Origin of the sequence: Lentzea kentuckyensis (assembly GCF_002150765.1) — a bacterium.
Lineage (GTDB): Bacteria > Actinomycetota > Actinomycetes > Mycobacteriales > Pseudonocardiaceae > Lentzea > Lentzea kentuckyensis.
Map to the genome: position 1 here is coordinate 1 of NZ_MUYM01000132.1, position 25,332 is coordinate 25,332.

Consider the following 25,332-nt stretch of genomic DNA (forward strand, 5'->3'; position numbering starts at 1 on the left):
GCGCAGCCGGCCGCCCCCCGTCCCGGGAAGACGTCTCCCCGGTAGCCACCAGCAACCCCTCCACCCCCGTGACCTTCCGATGGAAGTTCCGGGGATCCAACGAAACCCCCCAAACGATCTCGTAAACCCGCCGCAACTCAGCCACCGTGAACTCGGCCGAACAGAACTCGGTCCCCAACGGCGTGTACTCCAACTTCGCCCGAGCCCTCTCCACCCCATCGGCCAGGATCTGCGCGTGGTCGAACGCCAACGCCCCCACCTCGGCAACCGGCACCCACGAGGCCGCAGCGGCATCAGTCCCCGCCACCGGCACCGGCAGATCCGGAGCCAACGCCAGGTAGGCCACCGAAACCACCCTCATCCGAGGATCCCGCCGAGGCTCCCCATAAGTCCCGAGCTGCTCCAGAAACAGCCCGGACACCCCGGTCTCCTCAGCCAACTCCCGAGCAGCGGCAGCGTCCACCGACTCGGCGACCTGGACGAACCCTCCAGGCAACGCCCACCGCCCCCGGAACGGCGCCTCCCCCCGGCGAACCAGCAGCGCGCACAGCGCGTCAGACCGCACGGTCAGCACCACCAGATCGACCGTGACAGCGAAGGGAGGGAAATCACTTGGCGAGTACACGTCACCGAGTATAGGCTTATCGTCAACACGACGATAAGGAGACGAGAAGTGGCCGACATCAGCACCTACCCCGGACTCAGGCACCTCAGAGGAGCCCCCACGGTCCACATCAGACACGTCCGGAAGGGCAAGGTGATCCACGAGGGCACGGGCCTGAGCTTCTGGTTCCGCCCGGCGACCGCGGTCCTGAGCGAGGTTCCGGTGGACGACCGCGAACTGCCCATGCTCTTCCACGCGCGGACCAGCGACTACCAGGACGTGACGGTCCAGCTGACGGTCACCTACCGCTGCACCGACCCGGCGACGGCCACCGCCCGGATCGACTTCTCGATCGACCCCGACACCGGCGTCTGGCGCCAGGACCCGTTGAGCCAGATCGCGAACACCCTGACCGAGAGCACCCAGCAGCACGCCCTCAAGATCCTCGCCACGCTCGACCTCGAACCCGCCATGCGCACCGGCGTGGAACGGGTCAAGGAAGCCGTGACCACCAACCTGACCGCGCAGCACATCGGCCTGGAGATCATCGACGTGCGAGTCGTCGCGATCCGCCCGGACGCCGACATGGAGAAGGCGCTGCAGACCACCGTCCGCGAGAAGGTGCAGCAGGAGGCGGACAAGGCCACCTACCAACGCCGCGCGGTCGCCGTGGAACGAGAACGAGCGATCAGCGAAAACGAGCTCCAGAACCAGATCGAGCTCGCAAAGAGAGAAGAACTCCTTGTCGTACAACGAGGAGCGAACGCGCTCAAGAAGGCGGAGGACCACGCCAGGGCGAGCCGGATCGCGGACGACGCCAAGGCGGAGGGCATCCGCAAGCTCGCGGAAGCCGAAGCGGCCGGCGAAAAGGCACGCCTCGACGCCTACAAGGAGATCCCGCAGGAGACGCTGTACGCGTTGGCGGCCAAGGAACTCGCGGGCAACCTCCCCGAGATCGGCAGCATCACGCTGACTCCGGACCTGATCCAGCCGATCCTGAACCGCCTGGCGCGATGAGTCTCGCCCCGCGAATTGTGCTGGTGCACCGGCGCACCGAGCTGACAGAGTTGTTGGCACGACACGGCACCAGAGGCCAGGTCGAGTTCTTCCTGAAGTCCCGCGACAGAACACTGGACGAGGTGGTGGACCGTGACCAGCAGGCCCGCAAAGCGTTGGGAGACGTCAGCGCCGCCATCCCGCTGGACTGGCGCCGTGGCGTGGTCGAGAGGGAAGACCTGTCGCGGTTCCTGTTCGCGCCCGAGGACGTAGTCGTCATCGTCGGGCAGGACGGGCTGGTCGCGAACGTCGCCAAGTACCTCGACGGCCAGCCCGTGATCGGCATCAACCCCGAGCAGGGCGTGCTCGCGAAACACTCGCCCCAGGACACGAAAGAACTCCTGCACAGCACCAAGAACACCGAAGACCGGACCATGGTCGAGGCCAGGACGGACGACGGCCAGACCCTCCACGCGCTCAACGAGATCTACGTCGGCCACCCGAGCCACCAGACCAGCCGGTACCGCATCCACAGCGAACGCCAGGCGTCGTCCGGCATCCTCGTCGGCAGCGGAACTGGCGCGACCGGCTGGTGTTCGAGTGCCCACCGCGAACGGAAGAGCGCGCTCACCCTTCCGCAACCGACCGAACGCCGGCTCGTCTGGTTCGTGCGAGAGGCGTGGCCGTCGCCGAGCACCGGGATCGCGCACACCGAAGGCGAGATCACGGACCAGCCGCTGGCCGTCGACGTCGAGTCCGACGGGCTGGTGGCGTTCGGCGACGGCATCGAGAGCGACGCGCTACGCCTCGGCTGGGGTCAGCGGCTGAGCGTCGGACTCGCCACCCGCCGGCTCCGCCTCGTGCGCTGAGCCGATCACCAGCAGGCACACGCCGGACATCACGGCACCCGCGATCAGGTAGACCGCGACGGCCCAGGTTCCGTATCCCAGCAACGAGGTCGCGACGAACGGAGCCAAGCCACCGCCGAGCACGGCACCGAGCTGGTAGCTCACCGCCACCCCGCTGTACCGCACGCGAGTGAGGAACAGCTCGGCGAAGTAGGCGGCCATCGGCCCGAACAACGCACCCGAGCCGACGAAGCCGAGCACGATCGCCGCGGTGAACCACTGCGCGTCCATCAACCAGAACATCGGAAACGCGAAGGCCGCCTGGAACACCGCACCACCGAACATCACGGGCAGCCGCCCGACCCGGTCCGACAGCCAGGCGAACACCGGCAGGGAGACCACCTGCGCGAGCCCTCCGAGCACCTGTGCCACCAGGAGATCGTCCGGAGACAGCCGCAGCGCCGTGCGGCCGTAGTTGATGGTGAACACCGACAACACGAAGATGAAGATCTGGAAGCCGAGGTTCACGCCCGCGCCGAGCAGCAGCACCCGCCACCGCGTGCGCACCACCTCGGCGAGCGGCGTCCTGGACTTCTCGGCGCCGGCGAACCGCGGGCTCTCGGTCACCCGCAGCCTGATGTAGAGACCGATGCCGACCAGCACGACCGAGAACAGGAACGGCAACCGCCAGCCCCACGTCAGGAAGCCGGGGCCGGACACCCTCGACGACACGTACATCGCCAGGTTCGCCAGCACCAGGCCGATCGGTGACCCGATGAACACCCAGCTGCCGTACCAGCCCCAGCGCCCCGCTGGCGCGTGCTCGACGGCCATCAGCGACGCGCCGCCCTGTTCGCCGCCCATGAAGAAGCCCTGCACGATCCGCAGCAACACCAGCAGCACCGGTGCCCAGATGCCGATCGAGGCGTAGGAAGGCAGCAAGCCGATCAACGCCGTGGCGAGCCCCGTCACGGAAAGGGTGATCACGAGCATCACCCGGCGGCCGAGCCTGTCCCCGAGGTGGCCGATCACCGCGCCGCCGAGCGGGCGGGCCACGAAACCCGCGCCGAACGTGGCGAACGCCAGCAGCACACCGACGCGCGAGTCGAACTGCGGAAAGAAGATCTTGTTGAACACCAGCGCCGACGCTGTGCCGTAGAGCAGGAAGTCGTAGAGCTCGATCGTGTTACCGACCGCGGATGCCAAAGCTACTTTGCGTACCCCCGTCATCGTTCCAGCCTGGTCGAGGGATTGACACTGCGCAATGGCCCGGTCACCCTTCGACCTACGTTCCTACTCTTCAGTAACGAGGTAGCAATGACGCGCCGAGTGACTGTTGTTTCCCTGCTCACCGCCCTGATCGCGGCCCTTTTCGTGCCCACCGCCACCGCCGCGCCGAAGTACCGGAACTACGTCTCACTCGGAGATTCGTTCGTCTCCGGACCGTTCATCCCGCTGCAGCGGCTCGATCCGCTGAGCTGCTTCAAATCGACGCAGAACTACCCGTCCGTCGTGGCGAAGAGGCTGGGCATCGCCAACTTCACCGACATCTCCTGCGGCGGAGCGCAGACCGGGGACATGTTCGCCGCCCAGAGCGGCATCCCCGGTCAGTCCGTCGCCCAGCTGAGCGCTCTCCAAGCCGACACCGACCTCGTCACGGTGTCCATCGGCGGCAACGACATCGGCTTCATGGACATCATCCTGACCTGCGCCGGCAAGAGCGTGCTCGACCCGAACGGCGCGCCCTGCAAGGCGTACTACGGCGACACCCTCGCCCAACGCGTCAACGCCACCGGCGCGAAGGTCGCGGAGGTCCTCAAGGGGATCAAGCAGCGCTCTCCGAAGGCCGAGGTCGTCGTGGTCGGCTACCTGCGGATCCTGCCGCCGTCCGGCGGGTGCTGGCCGATCGTGCCCATCTCCAGGGGCGACGTCCCGTATCTCGACAACGTGCAGAAGCAGCTCAACGGAATGCTCGGCGCCCAAGCCCAGGCCGCCGGTGCCACTTTCGTGAACCCCTACGACATCAGTCTCGGTCGCGACACGTGTGCGGCGCCGTGGGACAAGTGGGTCGAGGGCATCATTCCGACGAGCCTCGCTTTCCCGGTTCACCCGAATGCCAGTGGGATGGCAGCGGTGGGTAAGCAGGTTGCCGCCGCGCTCGCCGGGACGGAATCAACCGGCGTCTAGTTGCACGCACTTTCGGCGGTTTACACGATCTGGTGTTACCGCTCAGTTGAATGGAATTCCGGGTCCTTGCCGCGCCAGAGTGTTGGCATGGCAAGGACCCGACTTCTGTTTGCCTGCCTCGCGCTCGCCGCGCCGCTCGTCCCCGGAACGGCCACGGCGGCACCCCTGGCAGCACCCCTCCTCCCCGCATCCGGCCTGGTGCTGTCGGTGCAACCGGAGATGGGCACGCTCAGCACCACGCAGCTGAACTGCGAACCCGCAGGCGGACTGCACAAGCACGCCAAGCAGGCGTGCGACCAGCTCATCCCCGTCGAAGGCGACTTCCGCAGACTGGAAGAGACCGGCGCGATGTGCACGATGGAGCTGAACCCGACCAAGGCGACACTGCGCGGCAAGTGGCGCAACAAGCAGGTCAACTTCCAGCAGGTGTACTCGAACCCGTGCGTCGTGCGCGCGTTCACCGGCAAGGTCTTCGACTTCTAGACCGTGTCACCGGTGTTCCAGCGCGCCGCCGTCGCACTGGAACACCGGTGATGCCCTTATCCGGGCAGTCCCCAGGAAGGTGCCGGAGCACCGATCACCGGGCCGACCTTCAGGTCCGGCCTGTCACCGTTGCGGTGGATGACAGCTTCCTCACCGCGCCGCAGCTCGATGCGCAGATCTCCGTTGGGCAGCACCGAAAAGCGCTTCGGGCGACCCCACCTGTCCCGCACGACCGGATCCTTGATGTCCGTGCGCACGACGCAGGGCGCGCCGGCCTCGGACCGCAGCCTGATCCACCGCGTGGCGCCCTTCTGCCGGGAAGCCGACAGCAGGAACGCGCCCTGCGTGCGGAAGTTGTCCAGCGAGATCTCGGGCCACGGCACCGCGGGGAAGACGCGGATCACGCCACCCCAGCTCTGGCACAGCATGTCGTACATCGACTGCACCGCCGACAACGGCGTCTCGATGACCGGGCCGGACTCCTGGTACATCGTGTTCGGCTTGATGTACCGGCGCATCAGCTCGCCGAGGTAGAAGTCCGCCTTGTCGCCGCGCAACATCTGCGCGCTGATCGACGCCGCACCCGTGAACGTGTAGCCCTGCAACGCACCTTCGAAGCTGATCCAGTGGTTCAGCGACGTCTCGATGACCTGGCGCTGCGCCGGATCCTCCCAGGTCACCTCGTACAACGGGTAGACCTGCAGCAGGTGCGAGTAGTGCCGGTGCGACTTGGCGAACGGCACACCCGCGCCGATCATGTACCCGTTCTGGTCGACGGGATAGGGCGTGAGGTTCGCGAGCGTGTCCTGCCACTTCGGGATCAGCGGATCGTTGACGCGCAACGACTTCGCGGACTCCACCAACGTCTTGCAGCCCCACCGGATCAGCGCGAGGTCGTAGTTGGTGTCCGGCGAGTTCACGCCGTACTCGGGTGAGAACGTGATCGGCAGGTGCCACTTCCCGTCCGATCCCTTGGTCAGGAAGTGGAAGTAGTAGTTGATGGCCCTGCGCAGCAACGGGAACAGCACTCCCCGCAGAATCCGGTCGTCCATCGTGTGCCGGTAGGTGAGCCACACGTTGTGCAGCGTCCAGGTCAGGTTGCCGACCTCGGGCGTCGGCACGTCCTTGCCGGGAATGCCCACGCCGTAACCGGAGTTGCCGATCCCGGCACCGTTGTTCAGCACGGTGTCGGTGGTGCGCGGGATGCCCGCCGAGTCGTGCCGGTACTCCGCCGGCACCTGCTCGACGAGCACGTCGCGGTAGCGGTCGACCGAGTACGTGACGGCGTCGAAGTCGACGTGGTTGGAGCCGTGGATCAGCCAGTACTCCAGCTGCACGTTGAGGTTCCACCAGGTGTTCGGCCAGGGCGTGTTCTCGAGCCACGGCCCGCAGGTCGCGATCGCGGGCGCCTCTTTCCGTGCCGCTGAAGCGAACTTGTAGAGCTGGATCCAGTAGAACGCCTGCAACCGCTTGTCCGGAATGGACAGGAAGCTCTTGCGGTAGAAGTCGTGCCACCACAACCGGTGGTCGACCGCTAGACCTTCGATCGAACCGCACCGGACGTTGCCGATCGCCTTGCGCACAGCGGTTTTCGTCGGGTGCGACCACGCGACGCTGGTGAAGAGCGTGCGCCGGGTGCCACGCGTGACCTCGCGCCACGCCGTGACGTGCTCACCACCGGCGTTCAACGGCTGCACGGCCAGTTGCACGTCACCGGCGCTGGTCAGCTGCACCGGCGGGTTGTCGGTGAACCCGGCGGGCGCGGGCCGGTTCCACTTCGGGTCGGTGCGCGGGCTGATCGCCTTGAGCGGGTGGAAAACCCACCTGAACGCGCGCTCACCCTCGCTGGCCTGGACGTCGATCGCGTAGAGGTCGCGCTTGGTGTGGATGAACGCCCTGATCCGCAGGCTGCCGGCCGCCGTCGTGATCGTGCCGGTGAGCTCGGCGTTCCACAGGCCCAGGCGCAGGTCGACGCCGGTGATCGCGCCGACGGGTTCGAGCGTGAAGTAGCCGATGGGCAGCCGGGCGAGGCCGAACAGCGCCCCGAACTCCGGCCGGTGGTCCTGCACCTGGGAGTGCTGGACGTTGAATCTGATGGCGTTGGCGTTCGGTTCGGCGTAGATGCCGGAGCCCAGGTACCCGTTGCCGAGGTAGGGCCCCTCGAACCAGGTGGCGGGCATCTTCTTCCAGATGAGATCCGATGACCCGATGAAGTCGCGCCAGTTGAAACCATCAGCGGCGGACGCGCCGTCAGGGAGCAGTGCACCACCTGCCACCCCAGCTAACGCTCCTCCGATCAACGTGCGCCGGTTGAGTTCGACCACTTTCGGGCACCTCACTTCGATGTGCGGTCTAGTCCTCGCGGCGGCGATTCATCGGATCTTTCGTGAGAGCCCAGCCAGAGTCAAGAGGCCTGCGCGTCGTCGTGACGGTGTTCCGCCCCCGCGCTTGACGAGTTTGGTTTGTAATGCAAACCTGATTGCATCAGAGTGCAATTGGGGGTTGTGCCATGACTGAGAATCCGCAGGGCCTGCTGAACGAGCTCGGTGCGATGCGCAAGCGCGCCCGCGCCGACCGGCACGGCTACTGGCTGCCGTTCCTCCTGTTCGGATTGATCACGTTGGTGTCGACGCCGTTCTACGCGCGCAGGATGTGCGTGGAGAGCGGCGTGGACCCGGCGCTCGTGGAGCCGAAGCCGTGCGCGTGGAGTTCGTCGGGCATGCCGTGGCTCTACCACTGGCTGCACCCCACCGGCCAGGTGATGACCAGCCCGGTGTTCATGCCCGCGTCGCCGAGCCTCGCCGTGGACGTCTACTGGACCGTCGCGTTGCTGTGCGGCCTGCTCGCGGTCGTCTGGTGGTACCGGTGGCGCGCGGCGCAGGTCGGTGTGGAGACGCCGACCAGGATCTACACCCAGGTCACGATCTTCCTGCTGGCACTGCAGGTGGCCGGCGTGCCGGTGCTGACCGAGCTGTTCTTCGGTCGCGTGGGCTGGCAGATCGCGCTGCCGGTCACGGTGGCGGTGATCGTGGCGGCGACGTGGTGGAGGCGCAGCGTCGGCTTCACCGTCGCGGTCCTCGCGCTGTTCTTCCTGGTGCACGCCGTCACGTTCTACCCGTACGGCCCGCTGCTCGTGCTCGCCGCGGGCCTGGCCGGACTCGCCTACCTGGAGCGCAGCGCGGTGTGCACGATCACCATGGCGATCTTCGCGGCTACCGTGCTGTTCGTGAACGAGGCAGGACGATTCAGCTTCTACTGGCCTCTGGCGGTGGAGCAGTACGCGAGCACGGCGTTGCCCGCGTTGGTGTTGCTCGCCGGTGGGATCATCGGGTTCGTGCGGCGAGAGTCGGCTCGATGAGCGAGAACCCCACCTCCGGCCTGGACGACACGGTCCACCAACGACATCGGCTCGGCGTGCTGACCATCGCGGCCGAGACGAAACGGGTGGAGTTCTCGTACCTGAAGTCGGCGCTGGAACTGACCGCGGGCAACCTGTCGCGGCACATCACCGTGCTGGAACAGGCGGGGCTGGTCGAGGTGGAGAAGGGTTACGAGGGCAGGCGCCCCAAGACGTGGCTGCACATCACCGAGGCCGGCCGCACCGCCCTCGCCGCGGAGATGGCCGCGCTGCGGGCGCTGCTGGACCGGCACGACAATCGCTAGCAGTGCTTTGTCGGGTCCGGAGGGACGGACTTCCGCGACAGCGGGCACAGGCAACCCCGGTGGTCGCGCTCTCACGATGCTGCACCTGTAAGTTGGTTGTAGTTACGAGCCGATGTAATCGATTGCAGATCACCTCAACTACCACCAACTGCGCTGGTAGCGACAGCCGCTAGAACTGCCTGCGGTACACGGACACGTCGTCCCGCCACACCCCGAACTGGTCAGGTGCCGATTGGACGATCGTCATCTCGTTGAAGTTGCCGAGAATCCGCCACGCCCGCGCAACCGCTTGCGCGCCCGCGAAGGCGATCGTGCAGAACCGGCGCGGCTCGACGACCGTGCGCACGCGGTCGACCTTGCCGACGGCCATCGGCGTGTCCTGCCACAGGTCCAATGTGTACCCGGTGCGGATGGGATCACCGGATCCCAGCACGCCTTCGATGCTGACGACGAGCCGGTCACCGTCGAGGCGCAGGTCGTAGTGACCGCTGCGGGGAGGGGTGCCGCCGGAGTACGCGGAGCGCGCCGGATCGAGCACCCAGTGCCCGAGAAACGGCACGAGGTCGTCACTCATGTGTGTCTCCTTCGCGGAACCTGCGCCACTGGCGGATTGTCCGGCGCATCGCGGTGGGCGACCATCACCCGATGAGTTATGAGACGGGCGTTCGGTGGAAGTGGATACCGTTCGTCGTGCTCGCGTTCGTCCTGCTGAGCTGGCTCGTGTTCGAGGCGCTCGACCTCATCGACTTCGAGGGAGTGGTGACGTGGGTGCGGGGCATCGATCCGTGGTGGGCGGCAGTGGCGATCTTCGCCCTGCTCGTCGTGGACGTGCTGCTGCCCGTGCCGTCCACCCCGCTCATCGTGCTGGCGGGGACGGCACTCGGTCTGCCCTTCGGGCTGGCACTCGCGATCGTCGGATCCCTGGGTTCCTCTGCCGCAGGGTACGCCCTCGGACGGTATGCGGGGCCGTGGTTGGTGCGACGCGTGGTGACCATCGAGGAACTGACTGAAATGCGGCGCTGGGGCCGTCAGTTCGGGCCCTGGTTCTTCGGGGTGGCGCGCGGAATTCCGATGATGGCGGAGACGGTGTCGGTGTCCGCGGGCGTGTCCAGGGTGTCGTTCCGGACCTTCATGTTGTTCACGCTCATCGGTACCGTGCCGATTTGTGCCGCCTACGTGTTCGCGGGTTCACAGGCGGAGACCGTCGAGCAGATCGTGATGATCAGCGCGGTCGGTTTCCTGCTGACCGTCGGACTGTTCTACCTGCTGCGCCGGCTCGTGAAGGCGGCGCCGTAGAAAAATCGCTGTCTGTGACGATCGGGGAAGTCACGGCTGAACGAACACTGCCGGAGTACCCGCATTCCTCGCACTGCTGTCCGCGAAGGAACACGAGGGCTTGCCGCACTCGGTCGTCAGGCTTCCCGTTCTCGGTCGTCCCTGAGACCTGACCCGAGGTCCACGCTGCGATCCACCTCCACGACGGCGCATCGCGTCTGAACACGATCGGCTACACGTTTTCGCACCGCGCATGACGGCGCCGACACCACACTGAGGGCACGTTGACGATCGCCGCGACCTTCAAGCTGATCCCGCTGCTCGAAGCAGGTCAGAACGCCGACTGGCCGTTCTGAGGCGAAGGGAGCTTTCCACTGCGGAAAGCTCCCTTCATCCAGCACTAACCATCAGTTAGCATGCTGGTATGGAGTTCAACGTGTTCGCCAAGGCGTGTCCGTCACGCCCGACGCTGGAGCACGTCACCGGCAGGTGGGGCAGCCTGACGATGAGCGCGCTCCTCAACGGCCCCCTGCGCTTCAACGAACTGCGCCGCCGGGTCGACGGGATCAGCGAGAAGATGCTGTCCCAGACCCTGCACGCGCTGGAGCGGGACGGACTCGTGCACCGCGACGCGCAGCCGACGAACCCGCCGCGCGTCGACTACAGCCTCACACCGCTCGGCCGGGAGACGGCCGAGCGGTTGCTCTCGCTGATCCTGTTCCTGGAAGAACGGATGCCCGAGGTGCTGGAGGCACAGCAGCTGTACGACGCACGCTGAGCCGGCACTCGACTCAGCACTCGATGACGTTCACGGCGAGCCCGCCGCGAGCTGTCTCCTTGTACTTCACCGACATGTCCTTGCCGGTGTCCCGCATGGTCTTGATGACCTTGTCGAGCGAGACGAAGTGCGAGCCGTCGCCGCGCAACGCCATGCGCACCGCGGTGATCGCCTTGATCGACGCGACGGCGTTGCGTTCGATGCACGGGATCTGCACCAGGCCGCCGATCGGGTCGCACGTCAGGCCCAGGTTGTGCTCCATGGCGATCTCGGCCGCGTTCTCGACCTGTTCCGGGGTGCCGCCGAGGACCTCGGCGAGACCGCCGGCCGCCATCGAGCAGGCCGAGCCGACCTCGCCCTGACACCCGACCTCGGCGCCGGAGATCGAGGCGTTCTCCTTGAACAGCACGCCGATCGCGCCCGCCGTCAACAGAAAGCGGACCACGCCGTCGTCGTTCGCTCCAGGCACGAACTTCGTGTAGTAGTGCAGAACCGCGGGCACGATGCCGGCGGCACCGTTGGTCGGCGCGGTGACGACCCGGCCGCCAGCCGCGTTCTCCTCGTTGACCGCCAACGCGAAGAGCGTCACCCAGTCCATGACCCGCAGCGGGTCGGTGACGAAGTGCTCGCTCTCCAGCCGCTTGCGCATCTCGGCGGCGCGGCGGCGGACCTTGAGGCCGCCGGGCAGGATGCCGTGTTCGTTGCAGCCACGTTCGACGCACTCCTGCATGACGTGCCAGATGTGCAGAAGTCCTTGGCGCACCTCGTCTTCCGACCGCCACGACAGCTCGTTGGCCATCATGATCTCGCTGATCGACATGCCGGTCTCCCGGCAGCGCGCGAGAAGCTGGTCGCCGGTCAGGAACGGATGCGGCAGCGGTGTGCTGTCCGGCTTGATCCGGTCCGTCCCGCTCGCGTTCTCGTCGACGACGAAACCGCCGCCGATCGAGTAGTAGACGGCCTGCTCGACCGACTCGTCACCCCGGAAGGCCTCGAAGCTCATTCCGTTGGGGTGCAACGGAAGCGACTTGCGTCGGTGCATGACGAGGTCGCGGTCGTGCACGAAACCGATCTCGTGCGCGCCGCCGAGCTTGAGCCGCCCGCTGGTGACGATCTCCTCGACGCGGTGCGCCGCGATCGCGGGATCGACTTCCTCGGGGAGGTTGCCTTCGAGGCCCAGGAACACGGCTTTCGGGCTGCCGTGGCCGTGACCGGTCGCGCCGAGCGAGCCGAACAGCTCGACGTGCACGCGGTCCACTTCGGACACCCGCGCACCGAGCTTCTCGACGAACATCGCCGCGGCGCGCATCGGGCCGACCGTGTGGGAGCTGGACGGTCCGATGCCGACGGAGAAAAGGTCGAAAACGCTGATCGCCACTGATCAGTCCTTCGTGGTGGAGGGAGCGGTCAGTCGGACTTGGTGAGCTCGGCGTACTTGGCCGCCGTGAGCAGGTTCTCCGCCGCCTCGACGCGAACCTTGAACAGCCAGCCGGCGCCGTACGGGTCGTTGTTCACGATCGCCGGGTCGTCGACGACAGCGCCGTTGACCTCGATCACCTCACCGGTGACGGGCGAGAACAGGTCGCTGACGGACTTGGTGGACTCCAGCTCGCCGCAGACGGAGTTGGTGACGACCTTGGCACCGACCTCTGGCAGCTGGACGAAGACGATGTCGCCGAGCGCGTCCGCGGCGTACTCGGTGATTCCGCAGGTCAGCGGGTCCTGGGTGCCCGGCGTCCAGTCGACCCACTCGTGCTCGACGGTGTAGAGCAGGTTCTCGGGGAACTCCACGGCGACTCCTCTGGCTGTGACGGGTCAGGACAACTAGCGCCCCCTCCGCCGTGCAGAGTTGCCTACCCCGAGTGGTCTTGCTGCCTGAGAGTGTGCGGGAGCTTGCCCCTTCGGCGCCCCGACCAGTTCGTCGAGGTCTCTCCCACTCGGGTTCTGGCGCTGACGCGCCGCGGCCGGTCTTCAGTTCTCGACCGGGAACGCTATGTGCGGCCACCGCCAAGTGTCAACGCGAGAAGGTTGACATCGGGGAGAGCGCTGCCATGGTGAGTTCAGGCAGACATCGGAGGTCTCATGAGGAAACCGTTCATCGTCGCCTTGCTCGCCTCGTTGGTGCTCACCCCTGTTCCCGCCGCGTCCGCGGCGGAGGCACCAGCGCCGGTCACCGTTCCCCTCACCCACCTCTTCGACAACGACGGCATCGACACCGCGGCCGACAGGAGCGGAAACTTCGACGGTTCCGGCTACGCGTTCCCGGCGGAAGCACTACCGTCCGGGCAGGTCACAGCTGATGGCGTGCCGTACCTGTTCCCGGGAAACTCACAGGCCAAGAACAACAACGCGGTCGCTCTCGGACAGCGGATCGAGCTGCCCCGCGGCCGCTACCTGACCGCGCACTTCCTCGTGGCGTCCTCGTACGGTGCGGCCGGCGGGACCGCGACCGTGCACTACGCGGACGGATCGACGACGACCGGGTCGATCAGCGGTCCTGACTGGTACGCGGGCAGTGGTCCGATCTCCGCGCCGTTCCGGTACTCCCCCGGCGGCACCGACCAGCACCCCGTGTCGATCGGCACGGCCCAAGTCTGGGCAGATCCCTCGAAGGACGCCGTCGGCATCACGCTGCCGGTGACGAACCCGGCGGTGGAGGGCAAGTCCTCGCTGCACGTGTTCGCGCTGTCGTTGCAACCGGCCGGCAAGGGCGCGGTGCTCGCCGTGCGGTCCGCGCGCAGCACGGCCAAGCTGCCGCGGCTGGGCGGGCAGACGATCGAGGCCACCGTGGTGAACCTCGGTGACCAGTGGGTCTCGAACATCTCGGTGCGCGCCGAGGGGCTCGGCGTGGTGACGCTGCAGCCCGCTCTCGTGCGCCGGCTCGCGCCCGGTGAGGAGGCACGGGTGCGGATCGGCATCCACGCCTCCCGGACGGGCACGTTCGACGGGAAGGTCATCGCGACGTCCGGACGCGTCTCCGCCGCGCAGGCCGCCAAGTTCACGCTGGGCGTGGCGGACTACCAGGCGACGGACGCGTCGTTGGGCACGCACGAGTCGCCGTACTGGTTCGACGACGCCAAGTTCGGCATCTTCATCCACTGGGGCCTCTACTCGGTGCCCGCGTGGTCGCCGCCGGGTGAGCAGTACGCGGAGTGGTACTGGCAGTGGATGCAGGACCCGAACAACGCGGTGCACCCGTACCACGCGGCGACGTTCGGACAGGACTTCTCCTACGACCAGTTCATCCCGCAGTTCACCGCGGCCAAGTTCAACCCGAAGGACTGGGTGAAGCTCTTCGAGGCGGCGGGCGCGAAGTACTACGTGCTGACCTCGAAGCACCACGAGGGCTTCGCGCTGTGGGACTCGAAGGTGTCCGGCCGCGACTCCGTCGATCTCGGACCTCGCCGCGACCTGGTCAAGGAGCTGTTCGACGCGTCGCGGAAGTACACGCCGGGGCTGAAGAACGGGCTCTACTTCTCGATGCCCGAGTGGTTCAACCCGGACAACCCGTGGTCGGGCCACGGACCGCGCAACCCGTACACCGGTGCCGCCGAGCCCTACACCGGCTACCAGGCCGGCCGTGACTTCGTGCGCGACTACCAGGCGCCGCAGATGACCGAGCTCGTCGACGGTTACGACCCGGACGTCATCTGGTGCGACATCGGCGGGGCGAACGACTCACGGCGGGTGCTGGCCGACTACTTCAACAAGGCCAAGAACCGGGCCGTGCCCAAGGACGTGACCGTCGACGACAGGTGCGGCGTCCCGACCCACGACTACACGACACCGGAGTACGCGACGTACCCGAACACCGTGGTGAAGAAGTGGGAGGCCTCGCGCGGCCTCGACCCGCGCTCGTACGGGTGGAACCGGGCGACGCCGGACTCGATGTACATGACCGCCGACGAGGTGATCGACACGTTGGTCGACACGACGTCCAAGAACGGCAACTTCCTGCTCGACATCGGCCCGCGGGCGGACGGCTCGATCCCGGAGATCATGCAGCAGCGTCTGCGCGAGACGGGTGACTGGCTGCGGACGAACGGCGAGTCGATCTACGGCACGACCTACTGGTCGCGGATGGCCCAGCTGGGTTCGCTGCGGTTCACGGTCAAGCAGAACGAGGCGTTCTACATCACCTCGTTGGTCCAACCGGGGTCACAGCTCGTGGTCGACGCTCCGGTGCCGTTGCGGGATGGTGACCGCATCACGCTGCTGGGGCATGACAGGCCCCTGAAATGGACCCGATCGGGTGGAAAACTGGTGGTCGACGTGCCATCCGACGTCGGTCAGCACGCATGGGTGTTCAAGGTGGCTTTGTCCTGACAGCACAACCAGCCAGGAGTCGGATAGTGCGATCCGCACGGTGACATGACCTTCCGGGTGCCCCACATTATGAGATGCAGGCCACCGAACGGAGGAGTCATCGTGCGGATCGCAGTTCCCCGCGAGATCAAGAACCACGAGTACCGCGTCGCCCTCACCCCGGCCGGTGCCCACGAACTGACCAGCCGCGGCCACGACGTGTTCGTCGAGCAGGGCGCCGGTCTCGGTTCCGCCATCACCGACGAGGAGTACCTCGCCGCGGGCGCCAAGATCCTCGCGACCGCCGACGACGTCTGGGCCGAAGGCGACCTGGTCCTCAAGGTCAAGGAGCCCATCGCGGAGGAGTACCCGCGACTGCGCGCCGGCCAGACCCTCTTCACCTACCTGCACCTCGCCGCCGACAAGCCGCTGACCGAGGCCCTGCTGGCCTCCGGCACCACGGCCATCGCCTACGAGACCGTGCAGCTGCCGAACCGCTCGCTGCCGCTGCTCGCCCCGATGTCCGAGGTCGCGGGCCGCCTGGCCCCCCAGGTCGGCGCGTTCGCCCTGATGAAGCCCTCCGGCGGCCGCGGCGTGCTGCCCGGCGGCGTCCCCGGCGTCGCCCCGGCCCGCGTGGTCGTGATCGGCGGCGGCGTGGCCGGCGTCAACGCCGCCACCATCGCCGTCGGCATGGGCGCGGACGTCCAGATCCTCGACACCAACGTCGACCGCCTGCGCCAGATCGACGCCCAGTTCCAGGGCCGCCTGCGCACGCTGGCCTCGAACGCCTTCTCCGTCGAGCAGGCCGTCCGCGAGGCCGACCTGGTCATCGGCGCGGTCCTCGTGCCGGGCGCCGCGGCCCCGAAGCTGGTCTCGAACGCACTCGTCGCCGACATGAAGCCCGGTTCGGTGCTCGTCGACATCGCCATCGACCAGGGCGGCTGCTTCGACGACTCCCGCCCCACCACGCACGCCGAGCCGACCTACGAGGTCCACAACTCGGTCTTCTACTGCGTGGCGAACATGCCGGGCGCCGTCCCCCGCACCTCGACCTACGCGCTCACCAACGTGACGCTGCCCTACGCCGTCGCGCTGGCCGACAAGGGCTGGACGCAGGCGCTGAAGGACGACCGTTCGCTCGCCCTGGGCCTCAACGTCCACGCGGGCCAGCTGACCAACGGCCCGGTGGCCGAGGCGACCGGCCTCGTGCACACGCCGCTGGAGTCCGTGATCTGAAGACCAACTGAATGAATGAGGCCCCCGCACGCGTGAATCGCTGCGGGGGTTTCGCTTATCTGAGGGCCGCGACGCGCGCCTTGATGCCGTCGATCACGCAGTCCAGCCCGAACTCGAACTGCCGCTCCAGCGACCAGATCTCCTGCTCGTCCAGCATCGCCACGTAGTTCGGGTGCTTCTCCCGGTACATCTCGGCGATCTTGCCCAGGTCCGGCGGCGGGGAGTCCATCCCGCCGCGGCTGATGAAGTTCACCTCGGCGATCGCGTACCCGACGACGAAACTCGAGATCGTCGAGATCGACTGCGCCGCCACGGCCATCGACAGGCCGGCCCGCAACATGGGTCCGAACATCGAGTCCGCCATCGCCACCGCGTTCGGGCCGATCGAGTTGAACTCGCCGATGCCGCGCACCCACCACGGGTGCTTGAGCGCGAGATGACGCAACGAGTGCATCATCCCGCGCACCGCGTTCTCCCAGTCGTCGTCGGGGCCCGGCAGGTCGAACTCGCCGTAGACCTCGTCGAGGCAGAGCTCGATCAACGCGTCCTTCGTCGGCACGTGCCAGTACAGCGACATCGGTGCCGCGCCCAGTTCCGCGGCGAGCTTGCGCATGGAGAGCTTCTGCAGACCGTGCGCGTCCAGCACTTCCATCGCCTTGCGGACGATCGCCTCCCGGCTCAGGCCGAGGGGCTGGCCGCTGCTGGGCCTGGGTTTGCCGAACCACACGCTGTCCACAGAGCGATCCTAAGCACGCCGCAGCAGCACGCTGGCCACAACACCTCCCAGGAAGACGGCCAGAGCACCGATCAACAGGCTGACGCTCATGCCGTTCGAGAACGCCTCACGCACGACCGTGATGTCCGCACCGCTGTGCAGCGCCTCGCTCAAAGATCGCCCCGGAACGCCGTCCGGCAACGAAGCCACGAATCGCGCCGACAGCAGTGCGCCGAGCACGGCGATGCCGAACGAGGAACCCAGTTCGGTGAGCGTGCCGGACAGCCCGGACGCGATGCCGGCGCGTTCCGGCGGGATGGAGCCCATCAGCGCGTTGACCGCAACCGGTTGCGACACACCGACACCCACGCCGATCAAGATCAGACCGGCCAGCGTCGGCGGGTAGGTGGTGCCGATCGACAGCAACGCGACGCCGCCCGCGACGATCGTCATGCCGAGCAGCATCGCCCGGCCCGCGCCCAGTTTGATCACGAGCTGTCCCAGGGTGTTGCTGGTGACGAGCAACGCGATCGCCATCGGCGCCACGCGCACGCCCGCCTCCAACGGGCTGTAGCCGAGCACGCCCTGAAGGTGCTGCGTCAGCAGGAACAGCGAGCCCGCCATGCCGAACGCCGCCAGCACGCCGGACGCCACCGCACCGGTGAAGCGGCGGTCGGCGAAGAACCCGAGATCGAGCATCGGCTCCGCGGTGTGCCTTTCCCACAACGCGAACCCCGTCATGGTCACCAGGCCGATCGCGACCGGCACGCCGAACTCCGCCGAGCCGAACCCGTGCTCCGGCACCTCGATCACCGCGTAGACGATCGACACCATGCCGATGATCGACAGGATCGAGCCGATCACGTCCGGCCTGCGCACGGCCGGGTCCCTGGACTCCGGCACCAGCAGCGCGACGGCCGCGACCGCGAGGACCGCCACCGGCACGTTGATCAGGAACACCGAGCCCCACCAGAAGTGCTTGATCAGCGCGCCACCGATCACCGGCCCCGCCGCGAAGCCGAGGCTCGTGACGGCCGCCCAGACGCCGATGGCCTTCGGGCGTTCCTTGTCGTCGAACAACTGCATCAGCACGGCGAGCGTGCCGGGCATCAGCACCGCGGCACCGATGCCCATGAAGCCGCGAGCAGCGATCAACGCCTCGGCCGAACCCGCGTAGGCCGCCACGGCACTCCCCGCACCGAACAGCACGAGGCCCGCGAGCAACGCACGCTTGCGGCCGAACCTGTCGCTCAACGAACCGGTCGTGAGCAGCAGGCCCGCCAACGCCAGCGAATACGCGTTGATCATCCACTGGATGTCCGCGGTGCTGGCGCCGAGACCGGTGGAGATCGACGGGATCGCCACGTTCAGCACGGTGTTGTCGAGCACCACGACCATCACGGACAGGCACAGCACGCCGAGCACGGCCCAGCGCTGGGGGTGCGGGTGCACCCCGACCCTCTCGGTCGTCGAAGTCATCGTTCCTCCCCCTTACGGTGTACGAGGAACTTACAGCGTACGAGACCGCAGAGCGCAAGAGGATTTCGCACATGGCGAAGGGACGCAGGGGATGCGAACTGTGAGGGCGCACAGCGCCCGAACACGCGGGGGGCTCGGGGGGGGTCGTCCCCCCGACAAATACTGCGGGCTCTGGCGAAATCGACCGAAGGACGATGAGCACCAGAGCCCGCCACGTAAAGGGCGGCCGCGCTCAACCAGCCTGGGGGTCACTGGGAGCGGGGCCGCCGTGACCAAATATAGCGGGCCTGACGCAGCCGCGCCCAGCACCCCCACCGAAACGCGACCTAAAAGTTTCACCGACTGGACCATTGCCCGCCCTGGGCCAGTCCAGCAAACGAGTGAATTCCCCCGCCTGCGGTGCGGCGAGCAGGGACTACGGCCGATGAAGACGGAGTCGGGTGTCCCTCGAAGGGAGATTCCATGGCTGAACCACAGGGCTGGATCCACTGCCACGACCCGTTCGGTCGAGACAGATCGATGACCGTTCTGGTCGAAAACGACCGAGTTCTCCTGGTCACGCCACCGGGCGAGACCGCTGTGATGTCTGCCACTCAGACGCGTCGGCTGGGCTCTTTGCTCGACCAGGCGACGGCGAAGATGTGATGGACGAGACCCTGCGCGACGCGGTGCTGCAGAGGCTGGCGCTGCTGGACAAGGTGGCCGAGCACGGCGAGGCCGAGGCGCTGGTGCCGTTGGCACGCGCGGAGATCCACCGCCTCGCGGACGGCTGGCGGCTGCTCCTGACGGTGCACCAGCCCGACGAGGACGGCCGGTGCAAGGCGTGTGCCGGCTGGCTGTGGCGCCGCCGATGGCCCTGCCAGGTGTGGAACATGGCGCACCAGCACCTGATCGGCGAGGGGCTGCCGCATCGCGAGCGGCGCAGGCCGTTGCGCAACCCTTTCACCCGATCGGGCACGATCGAGATTCCCGCCGAGACACCGGCGGAGCTGACCACCGAGCTGCCCGTGCTGGTCGCGGAGCCGGCGATCCTGACCGACGAACCCGTGGTGGTGCACCGCGCGCCGGTCGTGTCTCGGCCCAAGCACGCCTTGCCGGACTGACGTTTCGGGCAGGATGGGCCGCATGCATGACGGCAGCGGCCTCATCGCGGTCCAGAACCTGACCAAGCAGTTCGGTTCTGTCACGGCCGTGCACAACCTGAGCTTCACCGTGTCACCCGGCAGTGTGACGGGCTTCCTCGGCCCGAACGGCGCCGGCAAGACCACGACCCTGCGCATGTTGCTGGGACTCGTGAAGCCGACGAGCGGCACGGCGACGATCAACGGACGACCGTTCCACCAGCTCGGCCAGCCCGGCCGCGTGGTGGGCGCGGTGCTGGAGGCGCAGGGGTTCCACCCCGCCCGCTCCGCCCGCAACCACCTGCGCGTGTACGCGGCGGCCATCGGCGTGCCCGACGCGCAGGCCGACCAGGTCCTCGGCCTGGTCGGCCTGGCCTCGGCGGCCGATCGCAAGGTGGGCGGGTTCTCGCTCGGCATGAAGCAGAGACTGGCGCTGGCGACCGCGCTGCTCGGTGATCCGCAGGTGCTCGTGCTGGACGAACCGGCGAACGGCCTCGACCCCGAGGGCATCGCGTGGCTGCGCACGTTCCTGCAGTCGTACGCGCGTATGGGACGCACGGTGCTGATCTCCAGCCACCTGTTGGCCGAGGTCGAGCAGACCGTCGACCAGGTCGTGATCATCTCGCGCGGGCAGACGATGTTCTACGGGCCGTTGGACCAGTTGCGGCAACAGCAGAACAGGCGCGTTCTCGTGCAGCCGTCGGACATCAACGCGTTGGCGACCGCGCTGCGGGCCGACGGCGTGCAGACGATCGAGCAGCTGCCCGACGGCAGGCTCGCGGTGTCCGGTGTGGACTCGAAGCACGTCGCGGACACCGCGTTGAAGGCGGGCGTGTCGATCTACGGCATCCAGGAGGAGCAGGTCGACCTCGAGCGGCTGTTCTTCCAGCTCACCAGTGGCCAGTACGCCGGGTACGCGCCGGCGCCGTATCAGCAGCAACAGCAGGGTGGTTGGGCCTGATGGGCAACCTCGTACAGGCGGAGCTCCGCAAGACGACGACCACCGGCCTGTGGTGGGGTCTGCTGATCCCGACCGCGGTGCTGGCGCTCGGCTGGGGGCTCGCGACCGGCCTGCTGGGGCAGTTCTTCGTGGACTTCGCGTCGTCCAGCGACGTCGACGAGGTGTCGGACTTCCTCGGGGTCTCGCCGGACCAGTGGAAGGTGTCGCTGTTCGGCATGGCGCGGGCGATCAACATCTCGACGATCTTCCCGATGGTCTTCGGCGCGATGGCGATCTCCGGTGAGATCAACCGGCGGACGATCACGACGACGTTCCTGACCGCACCGTCGCGGATGCAGTCGATGCTGGCGAAGATGCTGGTCTACGTCCTGTGGGGCGCGATCTTCGGCCTCGCGATCATGCTGTTCCTCGGCATCGGAGTGGTGATCACCAGCGACGCCGGGCAGCTGCCGGACGCCGGTGGCTGGGCGATGCTGACGCTGGTGTGCGTGCTGTCGTCGATCCTGATGACGATGTTCGGCGTCGGCGTGGGCGCGCTGATCCCGAACATGGCAGGGGCGATCGTGCTTCTGCTGCTGTACTTCCTGGTGATCGAGAACGTGCTGCACCTCGTGCTCGCGTACCTCGAGGTGCCGGCGGTGATCGGCTTCCTGCCGAACGGGTCGATCAACGGGCTCACCGGGTCGGTCTCGGTCGACCTGTTCCTGTCGACGGCGGGTGTGGTGCCGAAGGAGATCGAGGACGTGCTGCGGGCGATCGCCGGTGCCGGCGGGTCGCTCGACTGGTGGTGGTCGGGCCTGGTGTTCCTCGCCTGGTCCGGGATCGTGTTCGCAGGCGGCTGGGCGGCCACGCAGTCCAAGGACATCACCTGACCTGCGGTTTCTGAAGTCACAATTTTCTGTCGGACCCCGACCGTACTGTGGGTCCCGTGACAAAAGGCTGGATCCGCCGACTGACCGCAGCGTGCTGGCAGCACCCCCGCCTGGTGGTGCTGTCGGTGGTCGCCGCGGTCGTCGGCGTGGGTCTGCAGGCGGCGGGGCCGTTGCTGCTCAAGACGGCGATCGACGACTCGACGGTGGGCCGCACGGATCGGTTGTGGCCGTTGATGGTCGCGCTGGTCGTGCTGGAGCTGCTCACGTTCGGGTCCGCGTTCCTGCGCCGCTATCTGGGCGGGCGGCTGGCTCTGGGCGTGCAGCACGATCTGCGGCTCGGCGTGTTCTCCGCGGTGCAACGGCTCGACGGCGCGAAGCAGGACGAGCTGCGGACCGGTCAGATCGTGTCGCGCTCGATCACCGACCTGCAGCTGGTGCAGTCACTGCTGATGATGGCGCCGCTGGCGGTCGGCACCGTGGTGTTCGCGGTGGCCGCCCTGGCCGCGATGATCTACCTGTCGGTGCCGCTGACGATCATCGCGGTGATCGTGCTGCCGCTGGTGGCGTGGCTGGCCGGCCGCACCCGGCTGACGTTGTTCCCCGCCACGTGGTCCGCGCAGCAGCGGGCCGCCGATCTGGCGCAGCACGTCGAGGAGACCGTCACCGGTGTCCGCGTGGTGAAGGGCTTCGGCCAGGAGGCGCGCGAGGTCGCGCGGCTGGAGAAGCACGCGAAGTCGTTGTTCGCGGAACGGATGCGGGCCGCTCAGCTGTCGTCGAAGCCGCTGGCCACCGTGACGGCGCTGCCGTTGCTCGGGCAGGTCGCGGTGCTGGGGCTGGGTGGCTGGCTGGCGTTGCACGGGCAGGTCACGCTGGGCACGTTCCTGGCGTTCACGACGTACGTGGCGAACCTGGTGGGCCCGACCCGGTTGTTGTCCAGCCTGATGGTGTCCGCGCAGCTGGCCCGCGCCGGGGTGGAACGGGTGTACGAGCTGATCGACTCGCAGCCTGACGTGACGGACGGCCCCGGTGAGGTGCCGTCCGGGCCGCTGGGGATCTCGTTCTCCGGTGTGACGTTCGGGTACGCCCGCAGCGAACCCGTGTTGCAGGACTTCTCGATCTCCGTGGAGCCGGGCGAGACGCTGGCGCTGGTCGGCACCGCCGGTTCCGGCAAGTCGACGGTTTCCCTGCTGCTGCCCCGTTTCTACGACGTGCACTCCGGTGCCGTGCGGGTCGGCGGCGTGGACGTGCGCACGTTGCGGCTGGAGTCGTTGCGCGGTGCGGTGGGCGTGGTGTTCGAGGAGGCGTTCCTCTTCTCCGACACGGTGTTCTCGAACATCGCGTACGGCATGCCGGACGCGTCGCGGGCGGAGGTCGAGCGCGCGGCGAAGGCCGCAGAGGCGCACGACTTCATCGAGGCCCTGCCGCTCGGCTACGACACGGTGGTCGGCGAACGCGGCCTCACTCTGTCCGGCGGGCAACGCCAACGCGTCGCGTTGGCCCGTGCGCTGCTGTCCGACCCGCGGGTGCTGGTGCTGGACGACGCGACCTCCGCGGTGGACAACGCGACCGAGGCCGCGATCCACGCGACCCTCGCCACGGTGACGGCGAACCGCACGACTTTGCTGGTGGCCCACCGGCGTTCCACGTTGTCCCTGGCCGACCGGATCGCGGTCCTGGACGCGGGCCGCGTGATCGACATCGGCACCCACGACGAACTCACCGCGCGCTGCGCCCTCTACCGCGACCTGCTGGCGGGTCCCGGCGAGGCGATCGAGTCGACCGCGCCGACTGTCTCCGGTGAGCTGTGGCCGGAGTTGTCGCAGGACGACCTCGACCAGCGCCTGATCGACGACGCCAAGACCACCGCGCCCGCCTCGGCCGGCCGGCGGGGAGCAGGCGGCGGCGGAGGGGGCATGGCCGCGCTGGCCGGTGGTCCACCGACCCCGGAACTGCTGGCCCAGGTGCGGAAGTTGCCACCCGCCACCGAGATCCCGGTGCTGCACGGCGAAGACCCGCGCGCGCCCGATCCCGGCTTTCGGCTGGCCCGCCTCCTGCGGCCGGTCCGCTGGGGCCTCGCCGCCGTGGCCGTGCTGGTCGTGCTGGACGCGCTGGTCGGCATGGGCATGCCCGCCCTGGTGCGCCTGGGCGTCGACGGCGGCGTGACGCAGGGCGCCGAGTCGGCGTTGTGGCGGGCCGTCGTGCTCGGTGTCGGCCTGGTGGTGATCGGCTGGCTGACAACAGCGGGCAGCACCGTGTTCGCCGCCCGCCTGGGCGAACGCCTGCTCTACCTGCTCCGCGTCCGCAGCTACGCGCACCTGCAGCGCCTCGGCCTCGACTACTACGAGCGCGAGATGGCCGGCCGCATCATGACGAGGATGACGACCGACGTCGACGCCCTCTCGACGTTCCTGCAGACCGGCCTCGTCACCGCCGTGATCAGCCTGATCACCGTCGTCGGCATCACCGCCGCCCTGCTGTTCACCGACGCCTCGCTGGCCCTGATCGCCCTGGCCGTGGTGCCGATCCTGCTGGTCGCGACGGTGATCTTCCAGCGCCTCTCCTCCGCCGCGTACGCCGAAGCCCGCGAACGCGTGAGCGCCGTGAACGCCGACCTCCAGGAGAACGTCTCCGGCCTGCGCGTCTCCCAGGCCTACACCCGCGAACGCCACTCCGCCGAGGCCTTCGCCGAACGCAGCGACGCCTACCGCCGCACCCGCCTGCGCGCCCAGCGCTACATCGCCACCTACTTCCCGTTCGTGGCAATGCTGTCCGGTGTGGCCCAGGCCGTGGTCCTGGCCGTAGGTGCCCACCGAGTAGCCGAAGGCTCGCTGACCCCGGGCATCCTGCTCGCCTTCCTGCTGTACCTGGGCCTGTTCTTCAGCCCGATCCAGCAGCTGTCCGGCGTGTTCGACGGCTACCAGCAGGCCCGTGTGGGCCTGCGTCGCATCGGCGACCTGCTGCGCACCCCCAGCTCGGTGGAGCCACCGGTCTCCCCCGTCCCGGTGCCTCCCCGCCTCCGCGGCGAGGTCCTGCTGCAGAACGTCTCCTTCACCTACGCGGGCGCCGACCAGCCCGCCCTGGCCGACGTGACCCTGCACGTCTCCCCCGGCGAGACCGTGGCGCTGGTGGGCGAGACGGGCGCGGGCAAGTCGACCCTCGTCAAGCTGATCGCCCGCTTCTACGACGCCACCTCGGGCGCCGTCCTGGTCGACGGCGTGGACGTCCGCACCTACGACCTGTCCGGCTACCGCCAACGCCTGGGCGTGGTCCCCCAGGAAGCGCACCTCTTCGGCGGCGACCTGGCCGACAACGTCGCCTACGGCCGCCCCGACGCCTCGCACGCCCAGATCCAGCACGCCGTGGAAGCCGTGGGCGCGCTGCAGATGGTGGCCTCGCTGCCCAACGGGTTCCGGCAGGTTGTCGGGGAGCGCGGCAACCACCTGTCGGCGGGGCAACGCCAGTTGGTGGCGCTGGCTCGGGCCGAGCTGGTCGAGCCGGACGTTTTGCTGCTGGACGAGGCGACCGCGGCGCTGGATCCGGCCACCGAGTCCGCGGTGCTGGCCGCCAGTGACCGGTTAACGGGCGCTCGTACGACCTTCGTGGTGGCTCACCGGTTGGCGACCGCGGCTCGGGCTGACCGGATCGTGGTGCTGGCCGGGGGACGGGTTGTCGAGCAGGGCACCCATTCCGACCTCTTGTCGGCCAACGGCGCCTACGCCCGCCTCTGGCGCCAGGGCACGCCCGAAGCCGCCTGACCTGGCTGTTGTACCTATCGTCAACTTCTTGGCTCCGAAGGGGCGAGCGCGCGC

22 protein-coding genes and 1 riboswitch are annotated in these 25,332 nt (G+C 68.0%); of the genes, 14 read left to right on the forward strand and 8 right to left on the reverse strand.

Annotated elements, in window-relative coordinates; all coding sequences use genetic code 11:
• The coding region (locus B0F77_RS41330; protein WP_245849335.1) for an NUDIX hydrolase at window positions 1-577 on the reverse strand (577 nt) is incomplete at its 3' end.
• 96 nt (window positions 578-673) lie between these two features.
• Between B0F77_RS41330 and B0F77_RS41335 the strand changes: the two genes are divergently transcribed.
• Together B0F77_RS41335 and B0F77_RS41340 are read left to right on the forward strand one after the other, a co-directional pair.
• On the forward strand, window positions 674-1,621 hold the full coding sequence (locus B0F77_RS41335; RefSeq protein WP_086668528.1) for an SPFH domain-containing protein: 948 nt from the start codon (window positions 674-676) through the stop codon (window positions 1,619-1,621).
• Window positions 1,618-2,469: a diacylglycerol kinase catalytic domain-containing protein gene (locus B0F77_RS41340; RefSeq protein WP_086668529.1), complete on the forward strand. Its 852-nt coding sequence runs from the start codon at window positions 1,618-1,620 to the stop codon at window positions 2,467-2,469. Before B0F77_RS41335 ends, B0F77_RS41340 begins: the two co-directional genes overlap by 4 nt.
• Here the strand turns inward: B0F77_RS41340 and B0F77_RS41345 are convergent.
• Complete coding sequence (locus tag B0F77_RS41345; protein WP_086668530.1) at window positions 2,401-3,678, reverse strand: MFS transporter; 1,278 nt, start codon at window positions 3,676-3,678, stop codon at window positions 2,401-2,403. The genes B0F77_RS41340 and B0F77_RS41345 overlap by 69 nt on opposite strands.
• Window positions 3,679-3,765: 87 nt before the next feature.
• On the opposite strand from B0F77_RS41345, the gene B0F77_RS41350 reads away from it, so the two are divergent.
• The gene (locus tag B0F77_RS41350; protein WP_086668531.1) at window positions 3,766-4,635 is read left to right on the forward strand and encodes an SGNH/GDSL hydrolase family protein; all 870 of its coding nucleotides are present in this window, start codon (window positions 3,766-3,768) and stop codon (window positions 4,633-4,635) included.
• An 87-nt stretch (window positions 4,636-4,722) separates the two neighbouring features.
• Window positions 4,723-5,118: an SSI family serine proteinase inhibitor gene (locus tag B0F77_RS41355; RefSeq protein WP_086668532.1), complete on the forward strand. Its 396-nt coding sequence runs from the start codon at window positions 4,723-4,725 to the stop codon at window positions 5,116-5,118.
• Between the two features lie 56 nt (window positions 5,119-5,174).
• Here the strand turns inward: B0F77_RS41355 and B0F77_RS41360 are convergent, their stop codons facing one another.
• Complete coding sequence (locus tag B0F77_RS41360; protein WP_086668533.1) at window positions 5,175-7,442, reverse strand: glycosyl hydrolase family 95 catalytic domain-containing protein; 2,268 nt, start codon at window positions 7,440-7,442, stop codon at window positions 5,175-5,177.
• A 185-nt stretch (window positions 7,443-7,627) separates the two neighbouring features.
• Between B0F77_RS41360 and B0F77_RS41365 the strand changes: the two genes are divergently transcribed.
• Window positions 7,628-8,476, forward strand: a complete 849-nt coding sequence (locus B0F77_RS41365) for a hypothetical protein (protein ID WP_086668534.1) — start codon at window positions 7,628-7,630, stop codon at window positions 8,474-8,476.
• The gene (locus tag B0F77_RS41370) at window positions 8,473-8,781 is read left to right on the forward strand and encodes a winged helix-turn-helix domain-containing protein (protein WP_086668535.1); all 309 of its coding nucleotides are present in this window, start codon (window positions 8,473-8,475) and stop codon (window positions 8,779-8,781) included. Before B0F77_RS41365 ends, B0F77_RS41370 begins: the two co-directional genes overlap by 4 nt.
• A gap of 169 nt (window positions 8,782-8,950) precedes the next feature.
• Here B0F77_RS41370 and B0F77_RS41375 read toward each other — a convergent pair whose 3' ends face one another.
• Entirely contained in the window at window positions 8,951-9,355 is a 405-nt protein-coding gene (locus B0F77_RS41375; RefSeq protein ID WP_086668536.1) for a hypothetical protein, read from the reverse strand.
• A gap of 71 nt (window positions 9,356-9,426) precedes the next feature.
• Between B0F77_RS41375 and B0F77_RS41380 the strand changes: the two genes are divergently transcribed.
• Together B0F77_RS41380 and B0F77_RS41385 are read left to right on the forward strand one after the other, a co-directional pair.
• Complete coding sequence (locus B0F77_RS41380) at window positions 9,427-10,077, forward strand: TVP38/TMEM64 family protein (protein ID WP_143467196.1); 651 nt, start codon at window positions 9,427-9,429, stop codon at window positions 10,075-10,077.
• A 403-nt stretch (window positions 10,078-10,480) separates the two neighbouring features.
• On the forward strand, window positions 10,481-10,834 hold the full coding sequence (locus B0F77_RS41385; RefSeq protein WP_086668538.1) for a winged helix-turn-helix transcriptional regulator: 354 nt from the start codon (window positions 10,481-10,483) through the stop codon (window positions 10,832-10,834).
• Between the two features lie 13 nt (window positions 10,835-10,847).
• Here the strand turns inward: B0F77_RS41385 and B0F77_RS41390 are convergent, their stop codons facing one another.
• Together B0F77_RS41390 and gcvH are read right to left on the reverse strand one after the other, a co-directional pair.
• Window positions 10,848-12,212, reverse strand: a complete 1,365-nt coding sequence (locus B0F77_RS41390) for an L-serine ammonia-lyase (protein ID WP_086668539.1) — start codon at window positions 12,210-12,212, stop codon at window positions 10,848-10,850.
• 29 nt (window positions 12,213-12,241) lie between these two features.
• Window positions 12,242-12,625 carry a glycine cleavage system protein GcvH gene (gene gcvH / locus B0F77_RS41395; protein ID WP_086668540.1) on the reverse strand — a complete coding sequence of 128 codons (384 nt, stop codon included), beginning with the start codon at window positions 12,623-12,625 and terminating at the stop codon, window positions 12,242-12,244.
• A gap of 62 nt (window positions 12,626-12,687) precedes the next feature.
• Window positions 12,688-12,780: riboswitch (glycine riboswitch) on the reverse strand.
• A 136-nt stretch (window positions 12,781-12,916) separates the two neighbouring features.
• On the opposite strand from gcvH, the gene B0F77_RS41400 reads away from it, so the two are divergent.
• Together B0F77_RS41400 and ald are read left to right on the forward strand one after the other, a co-directional pair.
• Entirely contained in the window at window positions 12,917-15,160 is a 2,244-nt protein-coding gene (locus tag B0F77_RS41400; RefSeq protein WP_086668541.1) for an alpha-L-fucosidase, read from the forward strand.
• 102 nt (window positions 15,161-15,262) lie between these two features.
• Window positions 15,263-16,375, forward strand: a complete 1,113-nt coding sequence (gene ald, locus B0F77_RS41405; protein WP_086668542.1) for an alanine dehydrogenase — start codon at window positions 15,263-15,265, stop codon at window positions 16,373-16,375.
• A 55-nt stretch (window positions 16,376-16,430) separates the two neighbouring features.
• Here ald and B0F77_RS41410 read toward each other — a convergent pair whose 3' ends face one another.
• Both B0F77_RS41410 and B0F77_RS41415 read right to left on the reverse strand, forming a co-directional pair.
• The gene (locus B0F77_RS41410) at window positions 16,431-17,111 is read right to left on the reverse strand and encodes a TetR/AcrR family transcriptional regulator (protein WP_086668543.1); all 681 of its coding nucleotides are present in this window, start codon (window positions 17,109-17,111) and stop codon (window positions 16,431-16,433) included.
• A 9-nt stretch (window positions 17,112-17,120) separates the two neighbouring features.
• A complete protein-coding gene (locus B0F77_RS41415; RefSeq protein ID WP_086668544.1) occupies window positions 17,121-18,569 on the reverse strand; it encodes an MFS transporter in 1,449 nt (482 codons plus the stop codon).
• Window positions 18,570-19,213: 644 nt separating this feature from the next.
• Here B0F77_RS41415 and B0F77_RS41425 point away from each other — a divergent pair.
• The 4 genes from B0F77_RS41425 to B0F77_RS41440 are packed head-to-tail and all read left to right on the forward strand — an operon-like array spanning window position 19,214 to window position 25,278.
• Entirely contained in the window at window positions 19,214-19,672 is a 459-nt protein-coding gene (locus B0F77_RS41425) for a hypothetical protein (RefSeq protein ID WP_245849337.1), read from the forward strand.
• A 22-nt stretch (window positions 19,673-19,694) separates the two neighbouring features.
• Window positions 19,695-20,651, forward strand: a complete 957-nt coding sequence (locus tag B0F77_RS41430; protein ID WP_086668545.1) for an ABC transporter ATP-binding protein — start codon at window positions 19,695-19,697, stop codon at window positions 20,649-20,651.
• Window positions 20,651-21,523 (forward strand): ABC transporter permease subunit, encoded by an 873-nt coding sequence (locus B0F77_RS41435; RefSeq protein WP_086668546.1) that lies wholly within the window; start codon window positions 20,651-20,653, stop codon window positions 21,521-21,523. The genes B0F77_RS41430 and B0F77_RS41435 overlap by 1 nt, the downstream gene beginning before the upstream one ends.
• Window positions 21,524-21,570: 47 nt before the next feature.
• Window positions 21,571-25,278 carry an ABC transporter ATP-binding protein gene (locus tag B0F77_RS41440; RefSeq protein ID WP_086668547.1) on the forward strand — a complete coding sequence of 1,236 codons (3,708 nt, stop codon included), beginning with the start codon at window positions 21,571-21,573 and terminating at the stop codon, window positions 25,276-25,278.
• Window positions 25,279-25,332 lie beyond the last annotated feature (54 nt).

Bases quoted from the DNA above. Each gene is read 5' to 3' on its own strand.
- B0F77_RS41340 (WP_086668529.1), top strand. From the start codon at position 1,618: ATGAGTCTCGCCCCGCGAATTGTGCTGGTGCACCGGCGCACCGAGCTG.
- B0F77_RS41345 (WP_086668530.1), bottom strand. From the start codon at position 3,678: ATGACGGGGGTACGCAAAGTAGCTTTGGCATCCGCGGTCGGTAACACG.
- B0F77_RS41350 (WP_086668531.1), top strand. From the start codon at position 3,766: ATGACGCGCCGAGTGACTGTTGTTTCCCTGCTCACCGCCCTGATCGCG.
- B0F77_RS41355 (WP_086668532.1), top strand. From the start codon at position 4,723: ATGGCAAGGACCCGACTTCTGTTTGCCTGCCTCGCGCTCGCCGCGCCG.
- B0F77_RS41365 (WP_086668534.1), top strand. From the start codon at position 7,628: ATGACTGAGAATCCGCAGGGCCTGCTGAACGAGCTCGGTGCGATGCGC.
- B0F77_RS41370 (WP_086668535.1), top strand. From the start codon at position 8,473: ATGAGCGAGAACCCCACCTCCGGCCTGGACGACACGGTCCACCAACGA.
- B0F77_RS41375 (WP_086668536.1), bottom strand. From the start codon at position 9,355: ATGAGTGACGACCTCGTGCCGTTTCTCGGGCACTGGGTGCTCGATCCG.
- B0F77_RS41380 (WP_143467196.1), top strand. From the start codon at position 9,427: ATGAGTTATGAGACGGGCGTTCGGTGGAAGTGGATACCGTTCGTCGTG.
- B0F77_RS41385 (WP_086668538.1), top strand. From the start codon at position 10,481: ATGGAGTTCAACGTGTTCGCCAAGGCGTGTCCGTCACGCCCGACGCTG.
- B0F77_RS41400 (WP_086668541.1), top strand. From the start codon at position 12,917: ATGAGGAAACCGTTCATCGTCGCCTTGCTCGCCTCGTTGGTGCTCACC.
- B0F77_RS41415 (WP_086668544.1), bottom strand. From the start codon at position 18,569: ATGACTTCGACGACCGAGAGGGTCGGGGTGCACCCGCACCCCCAGCGC.
- B0F77_RS41425 (WP_245849337.1), top strand. From the start codon at position 19,214: ATGGACGAGACCCTGCGCGACGCGGTGCTGCAGAGGCTGGCGCTGCTG.
- B0F77_RS41430 (WP_086668545.1), top strand. From the start codon at position 19,695: ATGCATGACGGCAGCGGCCTCATCGCGGTCCAGAACCTGACCAAGCAG.
- B0F77_RS41435 (WP_086668546.1), top strand. From the start codon at position 20,651: ATGGGCAACCTCGTACAGGCGGAGCTCCGCAAGACGACGACCACCGGC.